This window comes from Streptomyces sp. NPDC048483, assembly GCF_040651455.1.
In the GTDB taxonomy this organism is placed as follows: Bacteria; Actinomycetota; Actinomycetes; order Streptomycetales; family Streptomycetaceae; genus Streptomyces.
In genome coordinates this window covers 191,333-215,098 of record NZ_JBEZJZ010000003.1, presented here as the reverse complement: position 1 = coordinate 215,098, position 23,766 = coordinate 191,333, and the positions used below count along the sequence as shown (strand labels likewise).

The following is a 23,766-nucleotide window of genomic DNA, read 5'->3' as shown; positions in this document are numbered from 1 at the left end:
CTTTCGCCCCGACCGCACCACCAACGGGTCAGGGGCGACGTTTCACGTGAAACGTCGCCCCTGCCTGCTCAAGGCCCGGTCCCGGGCCTTCGCCTCACATCACTTCGTCGGCTTGTACGGCGTCGGCTTCGCCGGGCCCTTGCGGATGCTGAGGTGCAGCTCCTTCAGCCGCGCCTCGTCGACCTCGCTGGGGGCGCCCATCAGCAGGTCCTGGGCATTGCCGTTGAGGGGGAAGGCAATGGTTTCGCGGATGTTGGGCTCGTCCGCGAGGAGCATGACGATGCGGTCCACGCCCGGGGCGATGCCGCCGTGCGGCGGGGCGCCGAACTTGAAGGCACGGAGCATGCCGCCGAACTCGGCCTCCACCGACTCCTTGTCGTAGCCGGCGATCCCGAAGGCCTTGTACATGACCTCGGGCTCGTGGTTACGGATCGCGCCGGAGGACAGCTCGGTGCCGTTGCAGACGATGTCGTACTGCCAGGCCAGGATGTCCAGCGGGTCCATGGTCTCCAGGGCCTCGAGGCCGCCCTGGGGCATGGAGAACGGGTTGTGCGAGAACTCGATCTTGCCGGTGTCCGGGTCCTTCTCGAACATCGGGAAGTCGACGATCCAGCAGAAGCGGAACTCGTCCTCGACGAAGTGGCCGGCGCGCTTGGCGGCCTCGACGCGGACCGCGCCCATGATCTTGGAGACCTCGTCGAACTCACCGGCGCCGAAGAAGATGGCGTGGCCGGGCTTGAGGTCCAGGGCGTCGACCAGCGACTTGATGTCGTCCTCGGTGAGGAACTTGGCGATCGGGCCGGTCAGGGCGTTGTCGTCGCCGACGCGGACCCAGGCCAGGCCCTTCGCGCCCTGCTGGACGGCGAAGTCACCCATCTGGTCGAAGAACTTCCGCGGCTTGTCGCCGGTGTCCGGCACGGCCAGGGCGCGGACGTGCTTGCCCGCGAAGGCCTTGAAGCCGGAGCCCGCGAAGACGTCGGAGACATCGACCAGCTCCAGCTCGGCGCGCAGGTCCGGCTTGTCGGAGCCGTACTTGAGCATCGCCTGGCGGAACGGGATGCGGGCGAAGGGGGAGGTGACCGTGCGGCCGTTGCCGAACTCGGTGAAGAGCTCGGTCATCAGCTTCTCGACGGGCTGGAAGACGTCTTCCTGCTCGACGAAGCTCATCTCGATGTCGAGCTGGTAGAACTCGCCGGGCGAGCGGTCCGCGCGGGCGTCCTCGTCGCGGAAGCAGGGCGCGATCTGGAAGTAGCGGTCGAAGCCGGCGATCATCAGCAGCTGCTTGAACTGCTGGGGGGCCTGCGGCAGCGCGTAGAACTTGCCCTCGTGCAGACGGGAGGGGACCAGGAAGTCGCGGGCGCCCTCGGGGGAGGTCGCGGACAGGATCGGCGTCGCCATCTCGTTGAAGCCGAGGGCCACCATCTTGTGGCGGATGGCGGAGATCACCGCGGTGCGCAGCATGATGTTGCGGTGCATCCGCTCGCGGCGCAGGTCGAGGAAGCGGTACTCCAGGCGCCGCTCCTCGTTGACGCCGTCGTCCGCGTTGATCGTGAAGGGGATCTGCTCGGCGGCGCCGAGGATCTCGACCTCGGTGACCTCGATCTCGACCTCGCCGGTAGGCAGGTCGGGGTTGACGTTGTCCGCACCGCGCGCGCTGACCTTGCCGTCGATACGGACGACGGTCTCCTTGGTCAGCGAGCTGAGGGCCACGTTGGCGGGGGTGCCGGGGCGGGCGACGAGCTGCACCAGACCGTAGTGGTCGCGCAGATCGATGAAGAGGATGCCGCCCAGGTCACGTCGATTGTGCAGCCAGCCGCTGAGGCGGACGTCCGTGTCGACGTCCGCGGCCCGGAGCTCGCCGCAGTTATGGGACCGGTACCGATGCATCGCTCATCCAAGTCGTCGCGATCGAGGTGGGGAGTTGTGGGAGGGAATCGACCACACGGCGGAAACCGAACGCGAAGCTCGTCCGCCTGGCGGCTCTCTCCGTGGATCACCCGAAGGCCACCCCAGGATTGACATAACCGCTCCAGGTTACCGTCCCCGCTCGCCCCCCTTCATTGACATACACCCAACACGGTCCCCCCGGGGTGCAGCGGATGGGCGCGGCTGGAACCATGGTCGCGTCCGGCTCGCTGGTCGAGCCCCGTGAAACCCACCTAAAGTGATGCAATGCGCACCAAGGATCTCCTGGCCGCCATCGCGACCGGCCTGTGGCGCTGGGACAACGCATCGGGCCGGGTGACCCTCGACGCCGAAGCTGCCCGGCTGCTCGGGCTGCCCGCGATGCGGACGGAGCTCAGTGAGGCCGCCGTACGCTCCCGTTTTCATCCCGTCGACTTCGCGGAGATCAACGGGGTGGTGCAGCTCGCGGTCTCCGAGGAGACGGTCGCCGAGGCGCGGCTGCGCATCGTGGACGAGCGGGGCAGGGTGCTGCGGATCGTGCGCACCCGCTCCCGTCCACGACGGGTGAACGGCGACTTCGAGCTGGTCGGCACCTTGCAGGAGGTGCCGGAGCCGCAACCGGGTACGTCCGCGGCGCACACGCCGATCACCGGTGACTGGCGGCGCTCGCGGGAGGCATTCCTGCTGGATGCGGGCCGGGCGCTGGCCGAGGCGCGGTCCACTGCGGAGGTGCTGCGGGTCGCTGCCGGGCTGTCGATGCCCGGTTTCATGCCGGACGGCCTGGCGGTCTTCGGCATCGAGGGCGACCGCATCTCGGTGATCGGCCATCACGGCCATGAACCCGGCGATGACCAGCCGTTTCTCGATATGCCGCTGAACACCGACTATCCGGCGGCCGAGGTCATCCGTACCGGCCGGGCGATCTATCTGCCCACCCCGGACGCCTACCAGCGCCGCTATCCCGTCACCTGGCCCCTTGCCGCGCCGTTCGCCCGCAGCTCGTGGGCATTCCTGCCGCTGGTGAACGCCGGGCGGACGATCGGGGCCTGGATGGCGGGGTTCGCGGAGCCGGTCGCCTTCACGCCGGACGAGCGGTCGGTGCTCACCACCGTCGCCAGGATGCTGGCCCAGGCGCTGGCCAGGGCCGGGATGCAGGAGTCGCAGCAGGAGCTGGCCGTAGGGCTCCAGCGCAGCATGATGCCCACGGTGCAGCCGGACATCCCCGGCATGACGGTGGCCGCGCGGTACGTGCCCACCGGCGGCGGCCTCGAGGTCGGCGGCGACTGGTACGACATGATCCCGCTGCCGTCCGGGCGGACCGCGCTGGTCATCGGGGATGTCCAGGGGCACGACGTACGGGCCGCGGGCCTGATGGGGCAGCTGCGGATCGCCCTGCGCGCCTACGCCTCCGAGGGCCACCATCCCGACGCGGTGCTCTCCCGCGCCTCCCGCTTCCTGGCCGGGATCAATGAGACCGAGGCCCGCGGCCAGGTCCAGGACCAGCGCTTTGCGACCTGCCTGTACATCGAGGTGGACCCGGCGACGGGGCTGCTGGACATCGCGCGGGCCGGCCACCCCGACCCGGCGGTGCGGCTGAGCGACGGCACGCTGCTGGTCCGCCCGACCGCGGGCGGGCTGCCGCTGGGCATCGACCCGGATACCGACTACCCCACGACCAGGTTCGTGCTGGAGCCCGGCGAGACGATGCTGGTGTGCACCGACGGGCTGATCGAGACCGGCGGCCACGATCTGGAGACCGGCTGGGCGCGGCTGCGCGACATCATCGAGGAGTACGACGGCGGGGCGGAGCCCGAGGGCCTGGAGAAGCTCGCCGACGCCCTGGTCCAGGCCGTGCACGGGCCGTCCTCGCACCACACCACCGGCCCGCTGGTGGACCGCCGCGAGGACGACATCGCGGTGCTGCTGCTGTACCGCGAGGGCGGCAGCTGTGGGGTGGGCACCGGCGGCCGGCTCGCGCAACGGCCGGTGCGGCGCACCGTGCTGTCCGTCGCGCAGGCCGAGCCGCACCGGATAGCGGAGGCCCGCGCCCAGATCCGGGATGTGCTGCACGACTGGGCGGACCCGGACCAGGTGGACTCCGCGGTGCTGATGGTCTCCGAGATGGTCACCAACGTTCTGATGCACACCGACGGCGACGCCCTGCTGGTCGCCGAGATCTCCGGCGAGCGGGGCAGCCGCCGCATACGGATCGATGTCGCCGACAGCAGCGACGAGCTCCCGCACCGCCGCAGCCCCGGCGAACTGGCGTCGTCGGGGCGCGGTCTGGTGCTGCTGGAGCTGTTGGCCGGGGCGTGGGGCGTGGAGCCCCGCGGGGACGGCAAGTCGACGTGGTTCGAGCTCTACGAGGACGCGGGGGAGCCCGGAGTGGTGCCGGCGGGTCCGGGGGCGGCGGGCGGGGCCGCGTCGCCGGGGCCGGGTTCCGGGCCGGAGTCGGGGCCGGAGGAGCCGGATCCCTCCGGTCCGTCCATGCCGGAGCCCGCCGCGTAGTGCCGACGTAGCTCGTGGAGGACGCCGGAGACGGCGGCGGTCAGCGGTACGGACAGCAGCATGCCGAGGATTCCGGCCACGCTCGCGCCCGCGGTGATCGCCAGCATCACGGTCGCCGGGTGCATCTGGACCGTACGGCTCTGGATCATCGGCTGGAGGACATGGCCCTCGAGGACCTGCACCGCGAGCACGACGCCGAGCGCCCAGAGCGCGATGACGAAGCCGCGGTCGGCCAGGGCAACCAGGATCGCCACCGCGCCCGAGATGAAGGCGCCCAGGTAGGGGATATAGGCGCCGACGAAGACCAGCGCGCCCAGACCGACGGCGCCCGGCACCTGAAGGATCAGCAGTCCGACGGTGATGCAGATGGCGTCGATCAGCGCGATGAAGGTGGTGCCGCGCATAAAGCCCTCGATGCTCTGGAAGCCGCGGCGAGCCATCCGCTCCAGCTGGGGCGCGGAGCTGCCGGGTGCCCAGTCGTGCAGCGCGCGGACGGCCTTGTCCGAGTCGCGCAGGAAGAAGAACGTCAGCAGCAGGGCGAGGACCGCCGCGGCGATGGCCTGGCCGACCACGCTGACGCCGGCCAGCAGGCCGGACGCCGCGGTGCCACCGAACTTGGTGACCAGGTTCTTCGCATTGGAGGCGATGTCGTTGAGCGAGGTGCCGGCCGTACCGAAGTACTTGGAGAGGTCCTTGGCGGCCTGCTTGAGCGAGGCGATGATCTGGTCACCGCTGTCGATCAGGGCGCTGACCACGATGTAGCCCGCGCCGCCGACCACGATCACCAGGACGGCGCAGGTCAGCCCGGCCGCCAGCGAGCGGTTGAGCTTCATCAGCACCAGCCGCCGGTAGAGCGGCCCGAGCAGCCCGCTCCCCAGCAGCGCCAGCAGTACGGGCGTGACCGCCGCGCTCAGCTCGACGCACAGCCATACGCCGACGGCCAGGACGGACGAGACCAGCAGCCCCACCACACACCAGGCCGCGGCGCGGCGGGCCTCGATGGGCAGCAGTGGCGCACCCGCCGACGCCCGGCCGCGACCGCCGCCGCCTTGGCCCTGAACCGAGCCGTTGTCAGAGTCGTTTCGCACCCGAACAGTCCACCACGTGGGGCGCCCCGGGCACCCGGCCCGAAACGGGCGGGGCAGCGTTTCACATGAAACACCGCCGCGAAGCGCTATCGGTACCAGAAATCGGCGTAGTCAGGATGATCGGGGATCCACCAGATATCGGCATAGTCCGGGTCACCGGCGAACGGCCGGGCCAGCGCGCGGACGGTGGCACACGGCCATCTGTCCCCGGGCGTGCGGCGGTATTCCTCAGGCTTTCGCCAGCAGGCCTCGCAGCCCCAGACCAACTGGACGAACTGGCCCTGCGGCGGATGCCAGTACTCAACAGGCACCCTCGTCGGCAGATGGCCCTCCAGCACGGCCACGCCCTCGTCGTCGAGGCGTTCCAGCAGGAAGCCGATCAGCTCGTCGATCCACGCATGCATGGACACCCGCCCCACCTCCCACACCACCCGCCGTTCCGGGCCCGGACACATGGCCCTGCGCCGAGTCTGCCCGTCGCAGGCCCTTCCCGGAAGCTGCCAGGGGGCGGTGTTTCACGTGAAACACCGCCCCCAGAACGGCCGTTGGCGCTCTCGGCGCTACTCAGTGCACGTCGGCCGGAATCGTCCCCAGCCGCCCGGCCTGGAAGTCCTCGAAGGCCTGGGCCAGTTCGGCGTGGGTGTTCATCACGAACGGGCCGTAGTGCATCATCGGCTCGCGGATCGGCAGCCCGCCCAGCAGCACGACCTCGAAGTTCGGGCTGCGCGACTCCTGACTCTCGTCGGCCCGGATGGTGAGCGAGTCACCGGTCCCGAACACCGCCGTCTGGCCCATCCGGAACGGGCGGCCCTCCGCACCGGCCGAGCCGCGTCCGGCCAGGACATAGGCGAGCGCGTTGAACTCCTGGCGCCAGGGCAGCGTCACCTCGGCGCCCGGGTTCACCGTCACATGCAGCATCGTGATCGGCGTATGCGTGATGCCCGGCCCCTGATGGCCGTCGATCTCACCGGCGATCAGCCGCAGCAGCGCGCCGCCGTCGGCCGAGGTCAGCAGCTTGACCTGGCCACCGCCGATGTCCTGGTAGCGGGGGGCCATCATCTTGTCGCTCTTGGGCAGGTTGACCCAGAGCTGAAGGCCGTGGAAGAGCCCGCCGCTCATGACGAGCGACTCCGGCGGCGCCTCGATGTGCAGCAGGCCGGAGCCGGCCGTCATCCACTGGGTGTCACCGTCGTTGATGACGCCACCGCCGCCGTGCGAGTCACGGTGCACAAAGGTGCCGTCGATCAGATACGTGACGGTCTCGAAGCCGCGGTGCGGGTGCCAGGGCGTGCCCTTGGGCTCTCCGGGCGCGTACTCCACCTCGCCCATCTGATCCATCATGATGAACGGGTCGAGGTACGTGTAGTCGATGCCGGCGAACGCCCGGCGCACCGGGAAGCCCTCGCCCTCGAATCCGCTCGGAGCGGTGGCGACGGCCAGCACGGGACGGGTGCGCGACGCGGCGGGCGCCGCCACACGCGGCAGGCTCAGCGGGTTCTCTACGGTCACGGCGGGCATGACGGCCTCCTCGGTCGTTCGCCATTCAACTGGATTGAAGTTAGTTGAATCCTTAACGACTGGCAAGGTGTGTGGCATTCCCGATGGGCAGGGGGTCGGCGTTTTTGCAGGTCAGAGAGATGGGGCGAGACCCAAAGGCCGCCCGGCGGCTGCCTGGCCGCTACAGGGCGGCATCGTCAGCCGTACATCCGCCGCATCGCGAAATCCACCATCTGCTCCACGGCCTTCGCGTCGAAGACCATCCGGTGGTCACCCTCCATGTCGAGGACGAAGCCATAGCCGGTGGGCAGCAGGTCGAGCACCTCGGCGCCGGTGATCACGAAGTACTTGGACTCCTTGCCCGCGTACCGCCGCAGCTCCTTGAGCGAGGTGAACATCGGGATCACCGGCTGCTGCGTGTTGTGCAGCGCCAGGAAGCCGGGGTTGTCACCGCGCGGGCAGTAGATCTTGGACGTGGAGAAGATGCCCTGGAAGTCCTCGGCCGACATCGAGCCGGTGGTGAAGGCCCGCACCGCGTCGGCGAGGGAGGGCGGGGACGGCTCGGGATACAGCGGCTGCTCGCCGTAGCCCCCGGGGGCCGGTTGCTGCGGCGGGGGCGGCGGCGCTCCGTACTGCTGCTGCCCGGCACCCGCGTTCTGGTCGTAGCCGTACATGCGGCACAGCGTACTGATTCGGCGCATCGCCGGGGGACGCTCGTCACAGATGGGCGGAAGGGGTTGATTCTTATTACCCACGGGTAGCATCATTTGACTACTAGCCGGTATTGCGTTGGAGGTCCCGCCCTCGGGTCCTCTCCCGAACCCTTACGGAGCCGTACCCATGGGGCACTACAAGTCGAATCTCCGCGACATCGAGTTCAACCTCTTCGAGGTGCTCGGCCGTGACAGCGTGTACGGCACCGGACCGTTCGCGGAGATGGATGTCGACACCGCCAAGAGCGTGCTGTCCGAGATCGCCCGGCTGTCGGAGAACGAGCTGGCCGACTCGTACGCCGACACCGACCGGAACCCGCCGGTCTTCGACCCGGAGACCAACACCGCTCCGGTGCCGGACACCTTCAAGAAGAGCTACCAGGCCTACATGGACGCCGAGTGGTGGCGTCTGGGCATCCCGGAGGAGATCGGCGGCACCACCGCGCCGCGCTCCCTGCTCTGGGCCTTCGCCGAGACCATCCTGGGCTCGAACCCGGCCGTGTGGATGTACGCCTCCGGCCCCGCGTTCGCCGGTGTGCTCTTCGAGGAGGGCACCGACGAGCAGAAGAAGTGGGCCAAGGTCGCGGTGGACAAGGGCTGGGGCTCCACGATGGTGCTGACCGAGCCCGACGCGGGCTCGGACGTCGGCGCCGGCCGCACCAAGGCCATCAAGCAGGAGGACGGCTCCTGGCACATCGAGGGTGTGAAGCGCTTCATCACCTCCGGTGAGCACGACATGTCGGAGAACATCCTTCACTACGTCCTCGCCCGCCCCGAGGGCCACGGTCCGGGCACCAAGGGCCTGTCGCTCTTCCTCGTCCCGAAGTACGAGTTCGACTTCGAGACCGGCGAGCTGGGCGAGCGCAACGGCGTCTACGCCACCAACGTCGAGCACAAGATGGGCCTGAAGGCCTCCAACACCTGCGAGATGACCTTCGGCGACCGCCACCCCGCCAAGGGCTGGCTGATCGGCGAGAAGCACGACGGCATCCGCCAGATGTTCATGATCATCGAGTTCGCCCGCATGATGGTCGGCACGAAGGCCATCGCGACCCTGTCGACCGGCTACCTCAACGCCCTGGAGTACGCCAAGGAGCGCGTGCAGGGCCCGGACCTGGCCGCCTTCACCGACAAGGCCGCGCCGAAGGTCACCATCACCCACCACCCCGACGTGCGCCGCTCGCTGATGACGCAGAAGGCGTACGCCGAGGGCATGCGCGCGCTGGTGCTCCACACCGCCACGGTGCAGGACGAGATCCTGGTCAAGGAGGCGGCCGGCGAGGACGCCTCCGCCGAGCACGCGCTGAACGACCTGCTGCTGCCGATCGTCAAGGGCTATGGCTCGGAGAAGTCCTACGAGCAGCTGGCCCAGTCGCTGCAGACCTTCGGTGGCTCCGGCTACCTGCAGGAGTACCCGATCGAGCAGTACATCCGGGACTCCAAGATCGACACGCTCTACGAGGGCACCACCGCCATCCAGGGCCAGGACTTCTTCTTCCGGAAGATCGTCCGCAACCAGGGTGCGGCGCTGACCCAGCTGTCGGAGACCATAAAGAAGTTCCTGGCCGAGGCGGCCGGCGGCGCCGAGCTGGAGCAGGCGCGCGGCGAGCTGGCCAAGGCCGCCGCCGACCTGGAGGCGATCGTCGGCGCCATGCTGACCGACCTCGCCGCCACCGAGAAGGACGTCAAGTCCATCTACAAGGTCGGCCTCAACACCACCCGCCTGCTGCTGGCTTCGGGCGATGTCGTCGTCGGCTACCTGCTGCTCAAGGGTGCCGCGGTGGCACAGGAGAAGCTGGCCGGCGCTTCCTCCAAGGACAAGTCGTTCTACGAGGGCAAGATCGCCGCCGCCAAGTTCTTCGCCCACAACGTTCTGCCGGGCCTGGCCGTCCAGCGCTCCCTCGCCGAATCCATCGACCAGTCGCTGATGGAGCTGGACGAGGCCGCGTTCTAGGCCCCTCCCGGATGCATTTCGAGCTGCGTTCTTAGACGTCTCTCAGAATCGGCATCCACACTGATGGTGCCCGCCTCTCTTCCCCCGGAGAGGCGGGCACCGTCATGTGCGGGGACCCCGGAATCCCGCCCTCCCCCGTGGGGCTCTCCAGCGCCCCGGTGGAGTTCGCCCGCATCATGGCCGGAAGGGAGCGGAGTCACGCTGCAAGCGCACCGGGAAAGCGGGGTCCGTCTCCTTATGCTGAAGTCATGAGCAACTCCGCCCGCTTCGATCGCGGCCTCACCGACGACCTGATGTCCTTCCTTGCCGCCAGTCCGTCGCCGTACCACGCGGTGGCGAATGCGGCGGAGCGGCTGGAGAAGGCCGGTTTCCGGCAGGTCGCGGAGACCGACGCGTGGGACGGGGAGAGCGGCGGCAAGTACATGCTGCGGGGTGGGGCGATCATCGCGTGGTACGTGCCTCAGGGCGCGGCCGCGGCCACTCCGTACCGGATTGTGGGGGCTCACACCGACTCTCCCAATTTGCGGGTGAAGCCGATTCCCGACACCGGTGCGCGCGGCTGGCGGCAGGTCGCCGTCGAGATCTACGGCGGCACCCTGCTCAACACCTGGCTCGACCGCGACCTGGGGCTCAGCGGGCGGGTGACGCTCAAGGACGGCAGCCACCGGCTGGTGAACGTCGACCGGGCGCTGCTGCGCGTACCGCAGCTGGCCGTGCATCTGGACCGGGGGGTGAACACCGACGGGCTGAAGCTGGACAAGCAGCGGCACATGACGCCGATCTGGGGCCTCGGGGAGGTCGCGGAGGGCGACCTGATCACGTTCGTGGCAGAGGAAATCGGCGTCGCTGCGGGGGACGTGCGGGGCTGGGACCTGATGGTGCACAGCATCGAGCCGCCCGCCTACCTGGGGCGCGATCAGGAGCTGGTCGCCGGGCCGCGGATGGACAACCTGCTGTCGGTGCACGCCGGTACGACCGCGCTGACCGCCGCGGCCGCCGCCGGGAGCGCGCTGACCAGCATCCCGGTGCTGGCCGCCTTCGACCACGAGGAGAACGGCAGCCAGTCGGACACCGGCGCGGAGGGCCCGCTGCTCGGCACGGTGCTGGAGCGTTCGGTCTTCGCCCGCGGCGGCTCGTACGAGGACCGGGCACGAGCCTTCGCGGGCACCATCTGCCTGTCGTCCGACACCGGCCACGCCGTCCACCCCAACTACAGCGAGCGGCACGATCCGGGGCATCACCCGATGCCCAACGGCGGGCCGATCCTGAAGGTCAATGTGAACCAGCGGTATGCCACCGACGGCAGTGGCCGGGCGGTGTTCGCGGAGGCCTGTGAGCGGGCAGAGGTGCCGTGGCAGTCCTTTGTGTCGAACAACTCGATGCCGTGCGGGACGACGATCGGGCCGATCACCGCCGCCCGGCACGGCATCACCACGGTCGACATAGGCGTCGCGATCCTCTCCATGCACTCGGCACGTGAGCTGTGCGGCGCCAAGGACCCGTATCTGCTGGCGAACGCCCTGACGGCCTTCCTGGAGGGCTGAGTTGGAATTCTCACTGCTGGGCCCGATCGCCGTCACGACCGGCGCCGGGGAGCTGCCGCTCGGGCCCGCCAAACGGCGCAGTGTGCTGGCGCTGCTGCTGTTGCAGCCCAACACCACGGTCCCCCTTGAGCAGTTGATCGATTCCCTGTGGGAGGACGAGCCACCCGAACACGCCCGTACGGTCGTCCAGGGGCATGTCTCGCGGCTGCGCGCCACGCTCGCCGAGGGCGGGGCGGCCGCGTACGGAATCGAGCTGACCACGCATGGCTCGGCCTATCTGCTGCGGCTGCCGGAGGAGTTGATCGATGCCCACCGCTTCGGGGAGCTGGTGGCGCTGGCGCGTCCGGAGGCGGCGCCCGCCGACGCCGTACCGCTGCTGCGTGAGGCGCTGGGGCTGTGGCGCGGACCGGCGCTGACCGGCACGGTCACCAGCCCGCCGTTCGCGGCCGCCGCACACGCCCTCGAGGAACGCCGACTGACGGCCGTCGAGGCGCTGGCACGGGCGCACGGCGCGCTCGGTGAGCACGAGCAGGCCGCGGCCATTCTCTATTCCGCGGCCGTCAGCCACCCGCTGCGGGAAGGGCTGATCGGCGCGCTGATGCGGGCGCTGTTCCAGGCGGGGCGGCAGTCCGATGCGCTGGAGTGGTTCCATCGCACCCGGCGGCTGCTCAACGAGGAGCTGGGGGTCGATCCCGGTGAGCGGCTGAGCAGCGCTTACGAGGAGATTCTGCGGGCCGAGCGGGAGGGGGCCGGAGGGAAGGCCGCCGAGGGGAGGGCGGCGCCGGCTTCCCGCGGGACGGCCGCCTCCGGTGGGACGGCCGCTTCCCGTGGCGGCGGACAGCAGCCGGCGGACGGTGCGGGGCGGGTGCCCGTGCAAGGCGGTATGGCGGGGACGGGTCCGGGCGCGCGGGCGGCGCCTAGGCTGCTGCCCAGGCCGCCCGCCCGCTTCCTCGGGCGCGATGAGCAACTTGCCGCGCTGACCCATGTGCTGACGGACCACACAACCGGCGAGAGCCCGCTGGCGGTGGTCGCGGGACCGGCCGGCGTCGGCAAGACCGCCTGCGCCGTGCAGTGGGCGCATCTGCATGCCGCGGCCTTCCCGGACGGCCAGCTCTTCGCCGATCTGCGCGGCTTCGGTGAGGGCGACGAGGCACCGGCTGCCGAGATCCTGCGCGACTTCCTGCTCGCGCTCGGCACGCCACCGGAGCGGGTGCCCGGCTCGGCGCAGGCCGCCTCGGCGCTGTTCCGGTCGCTGGTCGCCGAACGCCGGCTGCTGGTCGTCCTCGACAACGCCCGCAGCTCGGCGCAGGTCCGGCCGCTGCTGCCCGGCGGTCCGCGCTGCGCCACGGTCGTCACCAGCCGCAGCCGTCTCGACGGGCTGGTGGCCACGGACTGCGCCCGCCCGGTCGGCATCCACGTGCTCGGCCACCAGGAGGGCGCGGCGCTGCTGGGCGCGATGCTCGGCCCGGAGCGGGTGGCCGAGGACCCGGCCGCCGCCCGGGAACTGGTCGATCTGTGCGACGGGCTGCCGCTGGCCCTGCGGGCCGCGGCCGCCCAGCTGACCGCCCGGCCGCGCTGGCGGCTGGCCCGGCTGGCCGCGGCGCTGCGCGACGAACAGCGTCGGCTGACGCTGCTGTCGGCGGAGGACACCGGGATCGCGGCGGCGCTGCGGATGTCGGTCGCCCGGCTGTCGGCGGACGACGCCCGCCTGCTGAGCGCGCTGGCCAAGAGCGCGGACGGGCATCTGAACGCGTCCGTGGCGGCAGCGCTCGCCGGGTACGACCCGGAGCGCACCCAGGACGGGCTGGACCGGCTGGCGGAGATGCATCTGGTGGACGAAGAGGCCACCGACGTCTACACGATCAGCACGCTCACCCAGCTCTTCGCGCGCGACGAGAGGGACCGCCGTGGCGAGAAGGGTGGCGACGCCGGTCAGTGAGCGGCCCGGCGGGGCGCGGGCATACCGCCACGGCCGCGTTAGGCAGGCGTTAGCGGAACGGCAGCGGCGGACGGCAGCCTGGTGGGCAGACCGCAGGACCGACATCGGGGTGGCTGGTGCAGGACCAGCCGTTCGTCGGCCGGAGCGCTGACAGGGGGACCGGACATGCCGCGCAGTGACGCCGACCTCCGCGCCCGTAGCGCCCGTCGCCGGACGCTGCGGATCGCCGCGGCCGGGCTGACCGCCGTCACCGCGCTCGCCCTCACCTCGTGCGGCAGCCAGGACGACGCCGACGCCCTCAGGACGCGGCCCGCCAAGCCGTTCCACCCGCTCTTCCGGGACACCAGGTACCCCACGGACGAGCACCGCATCGGCGAGGGCGGGCCGGGGGTCCGCGCCCGGCCCGCCGCCTGTGACGCGGCGGCGATCCGTATCGTGGCGACACCGCTCACCCGGCCGGTCGACCACCTCCTGCTGGAGGCCACCAACACCTCCGGCTCCCCGTGCAGCCTCTACGCCGCGCCGTACCTGAGGTTCGATGATGCGCAGTCGCCGCTCGCCGGTCTCCCGTACAGCAAGCCGCAGGCCGTGGTCACCCTCACTCCCGGCACGTCCGGTTACGCCGCCGTACGGACCTCCTCCGCGGACGGCAGCAAGCGCCACGGCCACAAGGTGACCTCCCACAAGGCGACCTCACTGCGCGTCAGCCTCCCCGGCCGGAACGGGCAGGGCGGCTTCGGCGGCACCGCGAAGGTGGCGCTGCCGGGCGGCTCGCTGTACCCCGACGAGAGCGCGTGGGTCACGTACTGGCAGTCGGACCCGGGCAACGCGGCCGCTTGGTAGGCCGCATTCCCACCCCATGAACCAGGGCGCCCGCACCCCCGGCGGGCGCCCTTCCTCATGTCTGCCCGTGCCGGGTCGCCCGCGCCGTGGTGGGCGCTGTCCCGTCACGTCCCGCCGACGCCCGTGCATCGTCCCGCGCATCGCCCTGTGCCCGTACGTCTCCGCAGCTCACAGGCTTGCGCCCGGACGGGACGTCCCATGGGACAAGGACGCGCCGAGCAGCCGCCCCGACCCCGAACACGATGGTTGCCGTCGCCGCTACCGGACCATCCGGCGGCACGCCGAGGGCCAATGGGCCGACCGGCCAACCGGCCGTACACGGAGGGGAATCTGCATGTACGAGCACCAGCACGGGAGCACGCACCCGGCGGACGGCGCAAGTCCCGGACAGGTGACGGGGAACGGCGGCGAGGGGCCGGGGCCGCGCTCGCCGTTCCGTAGGGCCATGCTGCGCAAGGTGATACCCGCGGTCGCCGCGGCGGGCATAGGCATCGGCGCGTTCGCCGGATTTGCCCACGGCAGCGAGGGCGACGCGGTGGCCGGCGGGCCCTCCGTGGCCAAGACGAAGCTCTCGCGCAACACCGCCGCCAAGGCCGGCGCCTCCGCGGTCACCGTGCGTGCCGCGGGTGCCGGATCGGCACGGGGGCAGGCCGCGGCCGCCGACTTCCCCACGTGGGGCACGCGGTGGGTGCTGCACGCCACCGCCGACATCAACTCGCCCTCGGTCGGAATGATCAACAAGTCCGCGCCGGGTCAGGACCGAATAACCGCCGATTACCAGGTCGACACCGGCCACAAGGTGTGCGAGGGCAACGCCTGCTCGACGTTCATGGCACATATCACCGGCCCGGTCAGCGGGTTCCTCAGCGTGGTCGCGGTGGACATCCCGCAGGACCGGCTGCCAGGGGTGCCGGTGCAGGGCAGCCCGCAGCCTCCGCAGCCCGGCGGCACCCGCCAGGAGATGCTGAACCGCGCCGCGACCTGGCTGACCGCGAACGGCGGCGCCCAGGTCCCGTACAGCCAGGCCAAGGTCTGGAAGGACGGCTACCGCCAGGACTGCTCCGGCTATGTGTCGATGGCCCTCGCCCTGCCGACGCCCGGCACCAACACCGTGGGCCTGGCGACCAACCGCGGGATCACCCGGCCCATCTCCGTGGGCGAACTGCGGCCCGGTGACCTGCTGATCGACGCGGCCGGCGACAACAACACCCGGCATGTGGTGATCTTCGAGAAGTGGAACAACGACGCGCACTCCTCGTACACCGCTTACGAGCAGCGCGGCGGGCACGGCACCGATCACCGCAGCCTGACGTACGGGCTGCCGGGCGGCGACGCCGAGTTCAAGCCCTACCGGCCGGTGAAGTTCGGCGACTGAGCCGTTACGGACGGGATGTTTCACGTAAAACATCGCGCTGTGACCCTCGCGCCGTTTCACGTGAAACATCACCAACTGGTCCGGGTTCGATCCGGATCACGTAACGAGGGGTACTTCCGTCACAGGGGAGCGGAAGTACCCCTCGCACGCGCATGTCCGCTGTGCTGAAATGCCAGACGTGCCTGGCAATCCGAACCAGCCTGCAAATGTCCGTCGTAAGCCACTGGCCCCTCTTCCCGACGAACTCACCGGACCCGTACGGGACTTCGTCTCGGCATTACGCCGCATGCATGGCGAACTGGGATACAGCCTCAAGGACTTGGAGGTCCGGCTGCCCGCCAGCCGTTCCTCCCTCTCGCGTTATCTGCGCGGCCAGAGCCTGCCGGACGAGCGGCTGCTGGTGCAGTGGTGCAAGCTCTCCTTCACCGGCGAGGACCGGCTGCCGGCGCTGGTCGAGCTGCTGCACCGGGCCCATGAGGCGGCGGACGGTGCGCCGTCACCGGCCGCGGAATCGGAGGCCGGTGACGGGACGGATGGAGAGGACCCGGCGCCGCGCGGTCGGCGGCGGCTGCCGCTGGTGCTCGCGGTGGTGGGGGCGGGCGCCGTACTGGCCGCCGCCGCGATCGCCGTACCGGCGCTGACCGGCTCCGGGAGGGACGGGCCGCAAGGCACGGGGGCGGGCACCGGCTCCGCCCGGATCACCGTCCACAACGTCGAGCGGGCCTGCCGGCACAGCCGCGGCGAGAACTGCGCGCTCGGGTTGGCCCGCGACCCCTACGTGCCCTACCGCCGCTCCAATGTCGTCGGCCATGTGTGGCACGGCGATGTCCTGCACGCCCGCTGCCGGATCGCCAATGGAATCACGGTCACGGACGAGGCGGGCGGCCACAGCAGCATGTGGTTCCAGGTCGATCACGACGGCGGGCAGGCGTGGGTGCCGGGCATCCGGATTCGCCCGGAACAGCTGGAGAACGGCGGCTTGCCCAGTTGCCCGGACTCATCCCTTCCACGCCCCTGACCTGCACGGATACCACTGCCAGAAACCGGACCTGGCGCATCGACCGGCAATCGATATCGTGTCGGTGCCATGACACACCCGCCTCACCGATCACAGTGACTCTCTGGGGGACCCACCCATGACCGCACATCGCTCCCGCCGCCGATCCGCCGCGTACGCCGCGCTGGCCCTGGCTCTGTGCGGCTCGCTCGCGCTGACGGGCTGCAACAGCAAGTCCAAGAAGTCGAAGAAGACCTCGTCCTCCTCGTCGTACAAGAGCAAGAAGCACAAGATCATTGGCGGTGCGGGCGCCGGTGCCGGTGCGGGTGCGGCGGCGAACCGGACGCGCCCGTGCACCATCGCGCCGGGCTCGTACAAGCTCACCACGGCAGGCGGGTCCACGGCGCCGAGCCATCTGATCCTCCAGTACCGCAATACGCGCAGCGCCTCCTGCTACCTCTACGGCGCCCCGATGCTGTTCTTCCCCGACACCACGAAGGAGGAAGGCTACGACCGCATGAAGCCGCTGGGCTTCTACGAGGGCACTCCGGATTCCCTGGTGACGCACCGGATCGAGGTCAAGGCAAAGGGCTACGCTTACGCGAGCATCCCCACCAAGACCGCGGCGGACAAGGGCACCAAGCAGAACATGCTGTATCTGGGTGCCATGAGGTCCAACAGTGCCGAGCTGTACCGGGCGGCCACCCCCGTCCGGTATGGCCACTACAAGACCATGTTGCGGCCGTCCCTCGGCAAGACTGCCAAGGTCAGCGACTGGTACCTGTACCGGAGCATGGCCGAGGACGTCACCGACACCGAGCTGTCCGACGGCGACAAGTGAGCCGTATCCGCACGTGAGGTGACCCGCGCGGGGATGGTTCCACGTGAAACATCGCCGTGAGGGCTGGGCTCCGGAACCACCCGGAGCCCAGCCGCCGCGTCACGCCTCCGCGTCCAGCCCCGCCAGCACGAGCGCCAGCCGGGGCACCCCACCGTCGACGACCCGTACCGGGACGCCCCAGTCCTGCTGGTGCACATGGCAGGCGGGGTATTCGATCGCCGGATCGTCGTCGCAGGACGCCGCCATCGCGGAGACATGCAGCACGCCCTCGGTCACCCCGTCCGCGAGCACCAGTTCCCGGGTGAGGTCGGTGTCCGGGCCCGCGCCGCCGGCAAGCAGCTCCGGCGGGGTCGCGCTGACCAGCAGCCGCGTCGAGGGGCCGTAGCGGGTGTCGAGTTTCTGGCCTGCCGGGGCCTGGAAGACCACGTCCAACCGGAGCGTGCCCGGCGCCACCTCGGTGGCCGCGCGCTGTGTGCGGTGCGCCACCGACTCGACGCGGACCGCCTCTTCGGGGAGCCGCAGCCGGGTCAGACGGTGCCGCGCCGACTCCACCACCACGATGTCGTCGTCCGCCAGCACCGCCGCCGAGGGCTCGCGCAGATCGGTCGCCAGCGTCGTCACCTCGCCGTTCGCGGGGTCGTAGCGCCGGAGCGCATGGTTGTACGTGTCCGCGATGGCGACCGAGCCGTCGGGCAGGGCCGTGACGCCCAGCGGGTGCTGGAGCAGCGCCTGGTCGGCGGCGCCGTCGCGGTGCCCGAAGTCGAAGAGTCCGGTGCCGACGGCCGTGCGGACCTCATAACCGTCGCCGGCATCCGTGTGCTGCACCCAGCGCACGGCGCTGGTCTCCGAGTCCGCGATCCACAGCCGGTCCCCCGCCGCCGCGAGCCCGGACGGCTGGGCGAACCAGGCCTCGGCGGCGGGGCCGTCCACCAGCCCCTCGTTGGTGGTGCCGGCCGCGACCTGGACGGTTCCCGTGGCCGGATCGTACGTCCACAGCTGGTGCACACCGGCCATCGCGATCCACAGCCGGTCCTGCCACCAGGCGATGTCCCACGGCGAGGAGAGATCCACCTCGCGGGCGGGTCCCGAGGTCGGTGAGCCCTGCCACCACTGCTTGCCGGTGCCCGCCACCGTCTCCAGCGTGCCGCTGTCCGGGTCGAGGACCCGGATGGCGTGGTTGACGGTGTCCGCAACGGCGACCTTGCCGTCGGGCAGCAGTGCCAGCCCCTGCGGCTCATTGAAGGAGTCAGGTGTCAGACCACGCTCGCCGGACCCGATCCGGCGGAGCACCTGCTCGCCGTCCGCCGCCAGCTCCACCAGCTGGTGCCGGGTGGTGTCCGAGACGAGGAAGGTACCTCCCGGGAGGCGTACTGCCTTGCCGGGGAAGCGCAGATCGGTGGCGACCGGCTCCGGCGCCACATACGGGCCGTCGCCGCGGCGCAGCGTCCCCTTCGTGCCGTGCTCGGCCGTCAGCTCCTCGACGAGCTTCTCGAGAGCGTGCGCATGCCCCTCGCCGGCGTGCTGGGCGACGACATACCCCTCGGGGTCGATGACGACGAGAGTGGGCCAGGCCCGTACGGCGTACTGCTTCCAGGTGGCGAGCTCGGGGTCGTCGAGGACCGGGTGCTCGACGCCGTACCGCTCGACGGCGTCCACGACCGCCTGGTGCTCGGCCTCGTGGACGAACTTGGGGGAGTGCACCCCGATGATCACGACGGTGTCGCGATGGCGCTCCTCCAGCTCGCGCAGCTCGTCCAGGACGTGCAGGCAGTTCACACAGCAAAACGTCCAGAAGTCGAGGATAACAATGCGTCCTCGCAGGTCAGACAGGGTGAGTTCATTACCGCCGGTGTTGAGCCAGCCGCCCTTGCCGATCAGTTCGGGGGCCCGGACGCGCGCACGTGAAGCCATGTGGACATTCAACGTCACCCCGGTGCGTGCGCATTCCGCGGGGGCACCGGGGAACCCTGGCTGCATGAAATTTCTCGTACGCGACCGGATCTTCGGCATCGGTGACGACTACTGGATCGAGGACGAGCACGGTCGGCACGCCTACCTCGTCGACGGGAAGGCGCTGCGGCTGCGCGAGACCTTCGAGCTGAAGGACCCGCAGGGCCAGGTCCTGGTCACCATCCGCAAGAAGATGCTGGCCCTGCGCGAGACCATGACGATCGAGCGGGACGACGCGCCGCTGGCCACCATCCGGCGCAAAAGACTGTCCCTGCTGCGCAACCACTATCGCGTCGAGCTGGTGGACGGCACGGAGCTGGACGTCAGCGGCAAGATTCTGGACCGGGAGTTCGCCGTCGAGTACGAGGGCGAACTGCTCGCCGACATCTCCCGCCGCCGGCTGAGCGTGCGGGACACCTATGGCGTCAACGTCGTACGGGAGGACGCCGATCCGTCGCTGCTGATCGCCGTCGCGGTGTGTGTGATCCGGCTGGCGGAGCGGGAGCGCGGGGAGGACTGACGGCCCCGCACGGCTCGCCTTACGGCCGGTCGAGGCCCAGTACGCGGTCGCGCAGGACGGGGAAGTCGGCGCGGGTCTTGGCGACCTTGGCCGGGTCGAGGTCCACGGTCAGCACCTCTTCGTCCGGCCCGGCCTCGGCCAGCACCTCGCCCCACGGGTCGACGACGGCGCTGTGGCCGGCCTGCTCGACGCCGGCATGGGTGCCGGCGGTGCCGCAAGCCAGGACGTAGCACTGGTTCTCCACGGCGCGGGCGCGGGCCAGCAGCGACCAGTGCGCACGGCGGCGGGCGGGCCAGCCGGCAGGCACGACCAGCAGTTCCGCGCCGTCCGCCACCAGCTGCCGGAAGAGTTCCGGGAAGCGGAGGTCGTAGCAGGTGGCCAGGCCCACGGTGGTCCCCGGCAGGCCGACCGTGACGGCCCGGTCGCCGGCGCCCAGCAGGACCGCCTCGCCCTGGTCGAAGCCGAAGCGGTGGATCTTGCGGTAGGTGGCGGCGAGGCGGCCGTCGGGGGAGAAGACCAGCGAGGTGTTGTAGAGGGTGCCGTCGGCGGCCCGCTCAATGACCGAGCCGGCGTGCAGCCAGACCTCGGCGTCCCGCGCGGCCGCGGCCATCGCGGCGTGCGTCGGGCCGGTCAGCGGTTCCGCCTCGGTGGCGAAGAGTTCGGCGGCGAACGCACCGACCGGCCACAGCTCGGGAAGCACCACAAGATCGCTGCCGGTCTGCTCGCGGACCAGCGAAGCCACCCGGGTCCGGCGGGAATTGACGGATTCGGCCGGATCCACGCGGATCTGCAGCAATGAAGCGCGCACAGTACCACCGCCTAAGCTTTCGAACCGGGCCGCCGTGAAACATCCACCTACGATGGTCACCCGAAAGCACTGCCGGGGTGCCCGTGCGCAGCGTAACTTAACTGCACAGACAGCAGCCCGCGTACGAACCGTCCGAGGGGTCCCGTGACCGTCCATCCCAGCCTTCAGTCCTCCATCGATGCCTGGACGCACTCCATAGAAGCGATAGCCGAGCTGGTGACTCCGCTCGTCGAAGGCGAGTGGAGCAGGGCGACGGACCTTCCAGGGTGGTCCGTGCGCGATGTCGTCTCGCATGTGATCGGCCTGGAATGCGAGATGCTCGGCGACCCGCGGCCGATACACACTCTGCCTCGCGACCTCTACCACGTACGCAGCGAGTCGGCCCGCCGTATGGAGGTGCAGGTCGATGTCCGGCGGCATCACACCGCGCCGGAGATGCTCAGCGAGCTCGAATACACCGTCATCCGCCGATCCCGGCAGCTGCGCAACGAGACCCGGCAGCCCGACACCGTGGTGCGCAGCGCGCTCGGCGATGAGCGCCCGCTGGAGTTGGTCCTCCAACTGCGTGCCTTCGACGTATGGGCGCATGAGCAGGACCTGCGCCGGGTCCTCGGCAAGCCCGGCAACCTCGACTCCCCCGGCGCCCATGTGACACGCGACCTGTTGCTGAAGACGCTGCCCGGCACGGTCGCCAAGAAGGCCCAGGCGCCCGCCGATTCGGCCGTGGTCTTCGACGTCAGCGGCCCGCTGGAGTTCATGCGCACGGTACGGGTCGACGCCGAGGGCAACGGCACCATCAACGGCAGCGTCTCTCTCGGCCCGACGGTGACGCTCGCCATGGACTGGGACACGTTCCATCAGCTGGCCTGCGGCCGGATCCGCCCGGCGGCCGTCGCTGACCAGATCAAGATCGACGGCGACCAGGAGCTGGCCGCCGCCATCCTGAACAACTTCGCGGTCACGCCGTAGCCGACACCGGCTTCAAGGGGCGCCCCGGCCGGCAAACGGCACTTGACGGGGCGTCTCTGGGGAACGGCGGCTTCCGGCGGCGCAGGGACCATGAGCACGGAGGAAGGCGAGCGAGGGCGTAGCTGTTTCACGTGAAACAGTGCCGCTCCGCCTGCGCCCGCGATCTGCCGGCCACGAACGTCCGGACCCGGCCTCACACCGGGACGTGGACCGCCTCGACCCGGCTGACGACCAGCCGTTCGCGCTCGCGGCGGGCCGCGCGGCTCCGCAGACGCAGGATCTGCGAAACGCCGAGCGCCTCCAGGACGAAGACCGAGGCGAACGCGATCCGGTAGTTGTCGCCGGTCGCATCCAGCAGGACGCCGATGGCGAGCAGGGTCGTCATCGAGGCGGTGAAGCCGCCCATGTTGACGATGCCGGAGGCGGTGCCCTGGCGCTCGGGCGGGTTGGCGGGCCGGGCGAAGTCGAAGCCGATCATCGAGGCGGGCCCGCAGGCGCCCATGACCGTGCAGAGTGCGATCAGCAGGCCCATGGGCGCGTGATCCTCGGGCCAGGCCAGGGTGATCGCCCACAGCAGGGCGGTGGCGCCGACGGTGCCCAGAGCCAGCGGCATACGTGCCACGTGGTGGCGGGCGATGACCTGACCGTAGGCCAGGCCGACGGCCATGTTGGACAGCACGATGAGGGTGAGCAGTTCACCGGCGGTGCCACGGGAGAGGCCCTGCGCCTGGACGAGGAACGGCAGACCCCACAGCAGCAGGAAGACCATCGCGGGGAACTGGGTGGTGAAGTGCACCCACATGCCCAGCCGGGTGCCGGGCTCGCGCCAGGCGTCTGCGATCTGCCGGCGGATGAACGCCGCACCGGTGTGCCCGGCGGACGGCGGCGGAGGCTCGTAGCCCTTGGGGTGGTCCTTGAGGAAGACCAGCAGCAGGATCAGGACGACGAGCCCGCCCACCGCGCTGGAGGCGAAGGTCGGGGTCCAGCCGAAGCTGTGCAGAAAGCGGGCGAGGACGAGGGTGGAGATCAGGTTGCCCGCCATCCCGACGAGCGCCGCGATCTGCGCGATCATCGGGCCGCGCCGGGCCGGGAACCACCGCGAGCCCAGCCGCAGGACGCTGATGAAGGTCATCGCGTCACCGCAGCCGAGCAGGGCGCGCGAGGCCAGCGCCATGGCGTACGACGAGGAGAGCGCAAAGCCGAACTGGCCGACGGTGTAGAGCACCACACCGATGGTCAGCACCTTCTTGGCGCCGAGCCGGTCGACCAGCAGCCCCACGGGTATCTGCATGCCCGCGTACACCAGCAGCTGCAGGATCGAGAAGGTGGACAGCGCCGAGGCGTTGATATGGAAGCGCTCGGCGGCGTCCAGGCCGGCCACGCCGAGGCTCGTACGGTAGGTGATCGCGACGAAGTACACCGCGACGCCGATGCCCCAGACGGCCATGGCCCGGCGGCCGCCGGGCGGGTCCGAGGGGAGCAGCCGGGCGGGCCCTCCCGTCATCCCTCCGCTCGCGCTCATCGCACGTCTCCCTGTGCGAGGTTGCGGACCCAGCTGACGTGCCGCTGCACGGCATCGGTCGCCGCGTCCGGGTCGCCGTCCCGCAGCGCCTGGAGGATCTCGGCGTGCTCGGCGATGTTCTTGGCGATCCGGTCCGGGTGTGCGTGCATGACGGCGACGCCCATCCGTAGTTGGCGGTCACGCAGCTGCTCGTAGAGCCGGTCCAGGATCTGGTTGCCGGCGCTGCGCACGATGGTGGCGTGGAAGCAGCGGTCGGTGACGGAGACGGCGGCGAGATCACCGGCCGCGGCCTGCTCCCGCATCGTCTCCAGCAGCTCGCCCAGCTCGCTGATCAGCGCCTCGCTCGCGGGCACCGCCTTGGCCGCCGCGTGCTTCTCCACCAGCAGCCGGGTCTCGACGACATCGGCGATCTCCTGCGCGGAGACCGGCAGCACCAGCGCGCCCTTCTTCGGGTAGAGCTTGATCAGCCCCTCGACCTCGAGCCGCAGCAGCGCCTCCCGCACCGGTGTCCGCGACACCCCCACGGCCTCGGCCAGCTCGCCCTCGGTGAGCAGCATGCCGCCCTCGTAGTGGCGCTGCAGGACGGCGTCCTTGATATGCGCATAGACCCGCTCGGCGGCGGGGGGCTGCTTGGCGGGGGCGCTGTCTCTGGCAGTGGCGGTGGACGCGGACGGAGAGGACATGCGCACAGGATAGATACAACAGGTATGCGTCCGATACTTCATTCCGCGATGCGGACATATGAGATGCTGTTTGTGCTGGTGAGAGGTGATATGGGCCATGCTGGCCAGCG

The 23,766-nt window shown here is 70.3% G+C and carries 18 protein-coding genes and 1 pseudogene; 10 read left to right on the top strand and 9 right to left on the bottom strand.

The features are described from left to right. Window positions 1-99: 99 nt before the first annotated feature. Window positions 100-1,887, bottom strand: a complete 1,788-nt coding sequence (gene aspS / locus AB0D04_RS03080; protein WP_362698761.1) for an aspartate--tRNA ligase — start codon at window positions 1,885-1,887, stop codon at window positions 100-102. A gap of 285 nt (window positions 1,888-2,172) precedes the next feature. Between aspS and AB0D04_RS03075 the strand changes: the two are divergent. Further along, window positions 2,173-4,278: pseudogene (locus AB0D04_RS03075) on the top strand (SpoIIE family protein phosphatase); the annotation flags it as partial. Here AB0D04_RS03075 and AB0D04_RS03070 read toward each other — a convergent pair. From AB0D04_RS03070 to AB0D04_RS03055, 4 genes are all read right to left on the bottom strand, one after another. Further along, the gene (locus AB0D04_RS03070) at window positions 4,266-5,423 is read right to left on the bottom strand and encodes an AI-2E family transporter (protein ID WP_362698792.1); all 1,158 of its coding nucleotides are present in this window, start codon (window positions 5,421-5,423) and stop codon (window positions 4,266-4,268) included. The pseudogene AB0D04_RS03075 and the gene AB0D04_RS03070 overlap by 13 nt on opposite strands. A gap of 164 nt (window positions 5,424-5,587) precedes the next feature. Beyond that, entirely contained in the window at window positions 5,588-5,911 is a 324-nt protein-coding gene (locus tag AB0D04_RS03065; RefSeq protein ID WP_362698759.1) for a hypothetical protein, read from the bottom strand. A 154-nt stretch (window positions 5,912-6,065) separates the two neighbouring features. Then, on the bottom strand, window positions 6,066-7,019 hold the full coding sequence (locus AB0D04_RS03060; protein WP_362698757.1) for a pirin family protein: 954 nt from the start codon (window positions 7,017-7,019) through the stop codon (window positions 6,066-6,068). Window positions 7,020-7,195: 176 nt separating this feature from the next. After that, complete coding sequence (locus AB0D04_RS03055; RefSeq protein ID WP_046927143.1) at window positions 7,196-7,672, bottom strand: SseB family protein; 477 nt, start codon at window positions 7,670-7,672, stop codon at window positions 7,196-7,198. A gap of 166 nt (window positions 7,673-7,838) precedes the next feature. On the opposite strand from AB0D04_RS03055, the gene AB0D04_RS03050 reads away from it, so the two are divergent. The 7 genes from AB0D04_RS03050 to AB0D04_RS03020 all read left to right on the top strand — a co-directional run bounded on the left by AB0D04_RS03050 (window position 7,839) and on the right by AB0D04_RS03020 (window position 17,204). Next, complete coding sequence (locus AB0D04_RS03050; protein WP_362698755.1) at window positions 7,839-9,665, top strand: acyl-CoA dehydrogenase; 1,827 nt, start codon at window positions 7,839-7,841, stop codon at window positions 9,663-9,665. Window positions 9,666-9,913: 248 nt separating this feature from the next. Further along, a complete protein-coding gene (locus AB0D04_RS03045; protein ID WP_362698753.1) occupies window positions 9,914-11,209 on the top strand; it encodes a M18 family aminopeptidase in 1,296 nt (431 codons plus the stop codon). Window position 11,210: 1 nt separating this feature from the next. Further along, the gene (locus AB0D04_RS03040) at window positions 11,211-13,148 is read left to right on the top strand and encodes a BTAD domain-containing putative transcriptional regulator (protein ID WP_362698751.1); all 1,938 of its coding nucleotides are present in this window, start codon (window positions 11,211-11,213) and stop codon (window positions 13,146-13,148) included. Between the two features lie 165 nt (window positions 13,149-13,313). After that, window positions 13,314-13,991: a DUF4232 domain-containing protein gene (locus AB0D04_RS03035; RefSeq protein ID WP_362698749.1), complete on the top strand. Its 678-nt coding sequence runs from the start codon at window positions 13,314-13,316 to the stop codon at window positions 13,989-13,991. A 445-nt stretch (window positions 13,992-14,436) separates the two neighbouring features. After that, the gene (locus tag AB0D04_RS03030) at window positions 14,437-15,366 is read left to right on the top strand and encodes a hypothetical protein (RefSeq protein ID WP_362698747.1); all 930 of its coding nucleotides are present in this window, start codon (window positions 14,437-14,439) and stop codon (window positions 15,364-15,366) included. 286 nt (window positions 15,367-15,652) lie between these two features. Continuing rightward, on the top strand, window positions 15,653-16,384 hold the full coding sequence (locus tag AB0D04_RS03025; RefSeq protein WP_362698746.1) for a helix-turn-helix transcriptional regulator: 732 nt from the start codon (window positions 15,653-15,655) through the stop codon (window positions 16,382-16,384). 118 nt (window positions 16,385-16,502) lie between these two features. Next, window positions 16,503-17,204 (top strand): hypothetical protein, encoded by a 702-nt coding sequence (locus tag AB0D04_RS03020; protein WP_362698744.1) that lies wholly within the window; start codon window positions 16,503-16,505, stop codon window positions 17,202-17,204. Window positions 17,205-17,303: 99 nt separating this feature from the next. On the opposite strand, the gene AB0D04_RS03015 is transcribed toward AB0D04_RS03020, so the two are convergent. Further along, window positions 17,304-19,115, bottom strand: coding sequence for an NHL domain-containing thioredoxin family protein (locus AB0D04_RS03015; protein ID WP_362698742.1), 1,812 nt, complete (start codon window positions 19,113-19,115; stop codon window positions 17,304-17,306). Window positions 19,116-19,179: 64 nt separating this feature from the next. Between AB0D04_RS03015 and AB0D04_RS03010 the strand changes: the two genes are divergently transcribed. Then, complete coding sequence (locus AB0D04_RS03010) at window positions 19,180-19,674, top strand: LURP-one-related family protein (protein WP_362698740.1); 495 nt, start codon at window positions 19,180-19,182, stop codon at window positions 19,672-19,674. A 19-nt stretch (window positions 19,675-19,693) separates the two neighbouring features. Here AB0D04_RS03010 and AB0D04_RS03005 read toward each other — a convergent pair whose 3' ends face one another. Beyond that, entirely contained in the window at window positions 19,694-20,482 is a 789-nt protein-coding gene (locus AB0D04_RS03005; RefSeq protein WP_362698738.1) for a carbon-nitrogen family hydrolase, read from the bottom strand. A 144-nt stretch (window positions 20,483-20,626) separates the two neighbouring features. Between AB0D04_RS03005 and AB0D04_RS03000 the strand changes: the two genes are divergently transcribed. Beyond that, window positions 20,627-21,451: a maleylpyruvate isomerase family mycothiol-dependent enzyme gene (locus tag AB0D04_RS03000; RefSeq protein WP_362698736.1), complete on the top strand. Its 825-nt coding sequence runs from the start codon at window positions 20,627-20,629 to the stop codon at window positions 21,449-21,451. Between the two features lie 193 nt (window positions 21,452-21,644). On the opposite strand, the gene AB0D04_RS02995 is transcribed toward AB0D04_RS03000, so the two are convergent. Together AB0D04_RS02995 and AB0D04_RS02990 are read right to left on the bottom strand one after the other, a co-directional pair. After that, window positions 21,645-22,898 (bottom strand): MFS transporter, encoded by a 1,254-nt coding sequence (locus AB0D04_RS02995; RefSeq protein WP_362698790.1) that lies wholly within the window; start codon window positions 22,896-22,898, stop codon window positions 21,645-21,647. A 71-nt stretch (window positions 22,899-22,969) separates the two neighbouring features. Beyond that, entirely contained in the window at window positions 22,970-23,656 is a 687-nt protein-coding gene (locus AB0D04_RS02990; RefSeq protein WP_362698734.1) for a GntR family transcriptional regulator, read from the bottom strand. Window positions 23,657-23,766: the final 110 nt, after the last annotated feature.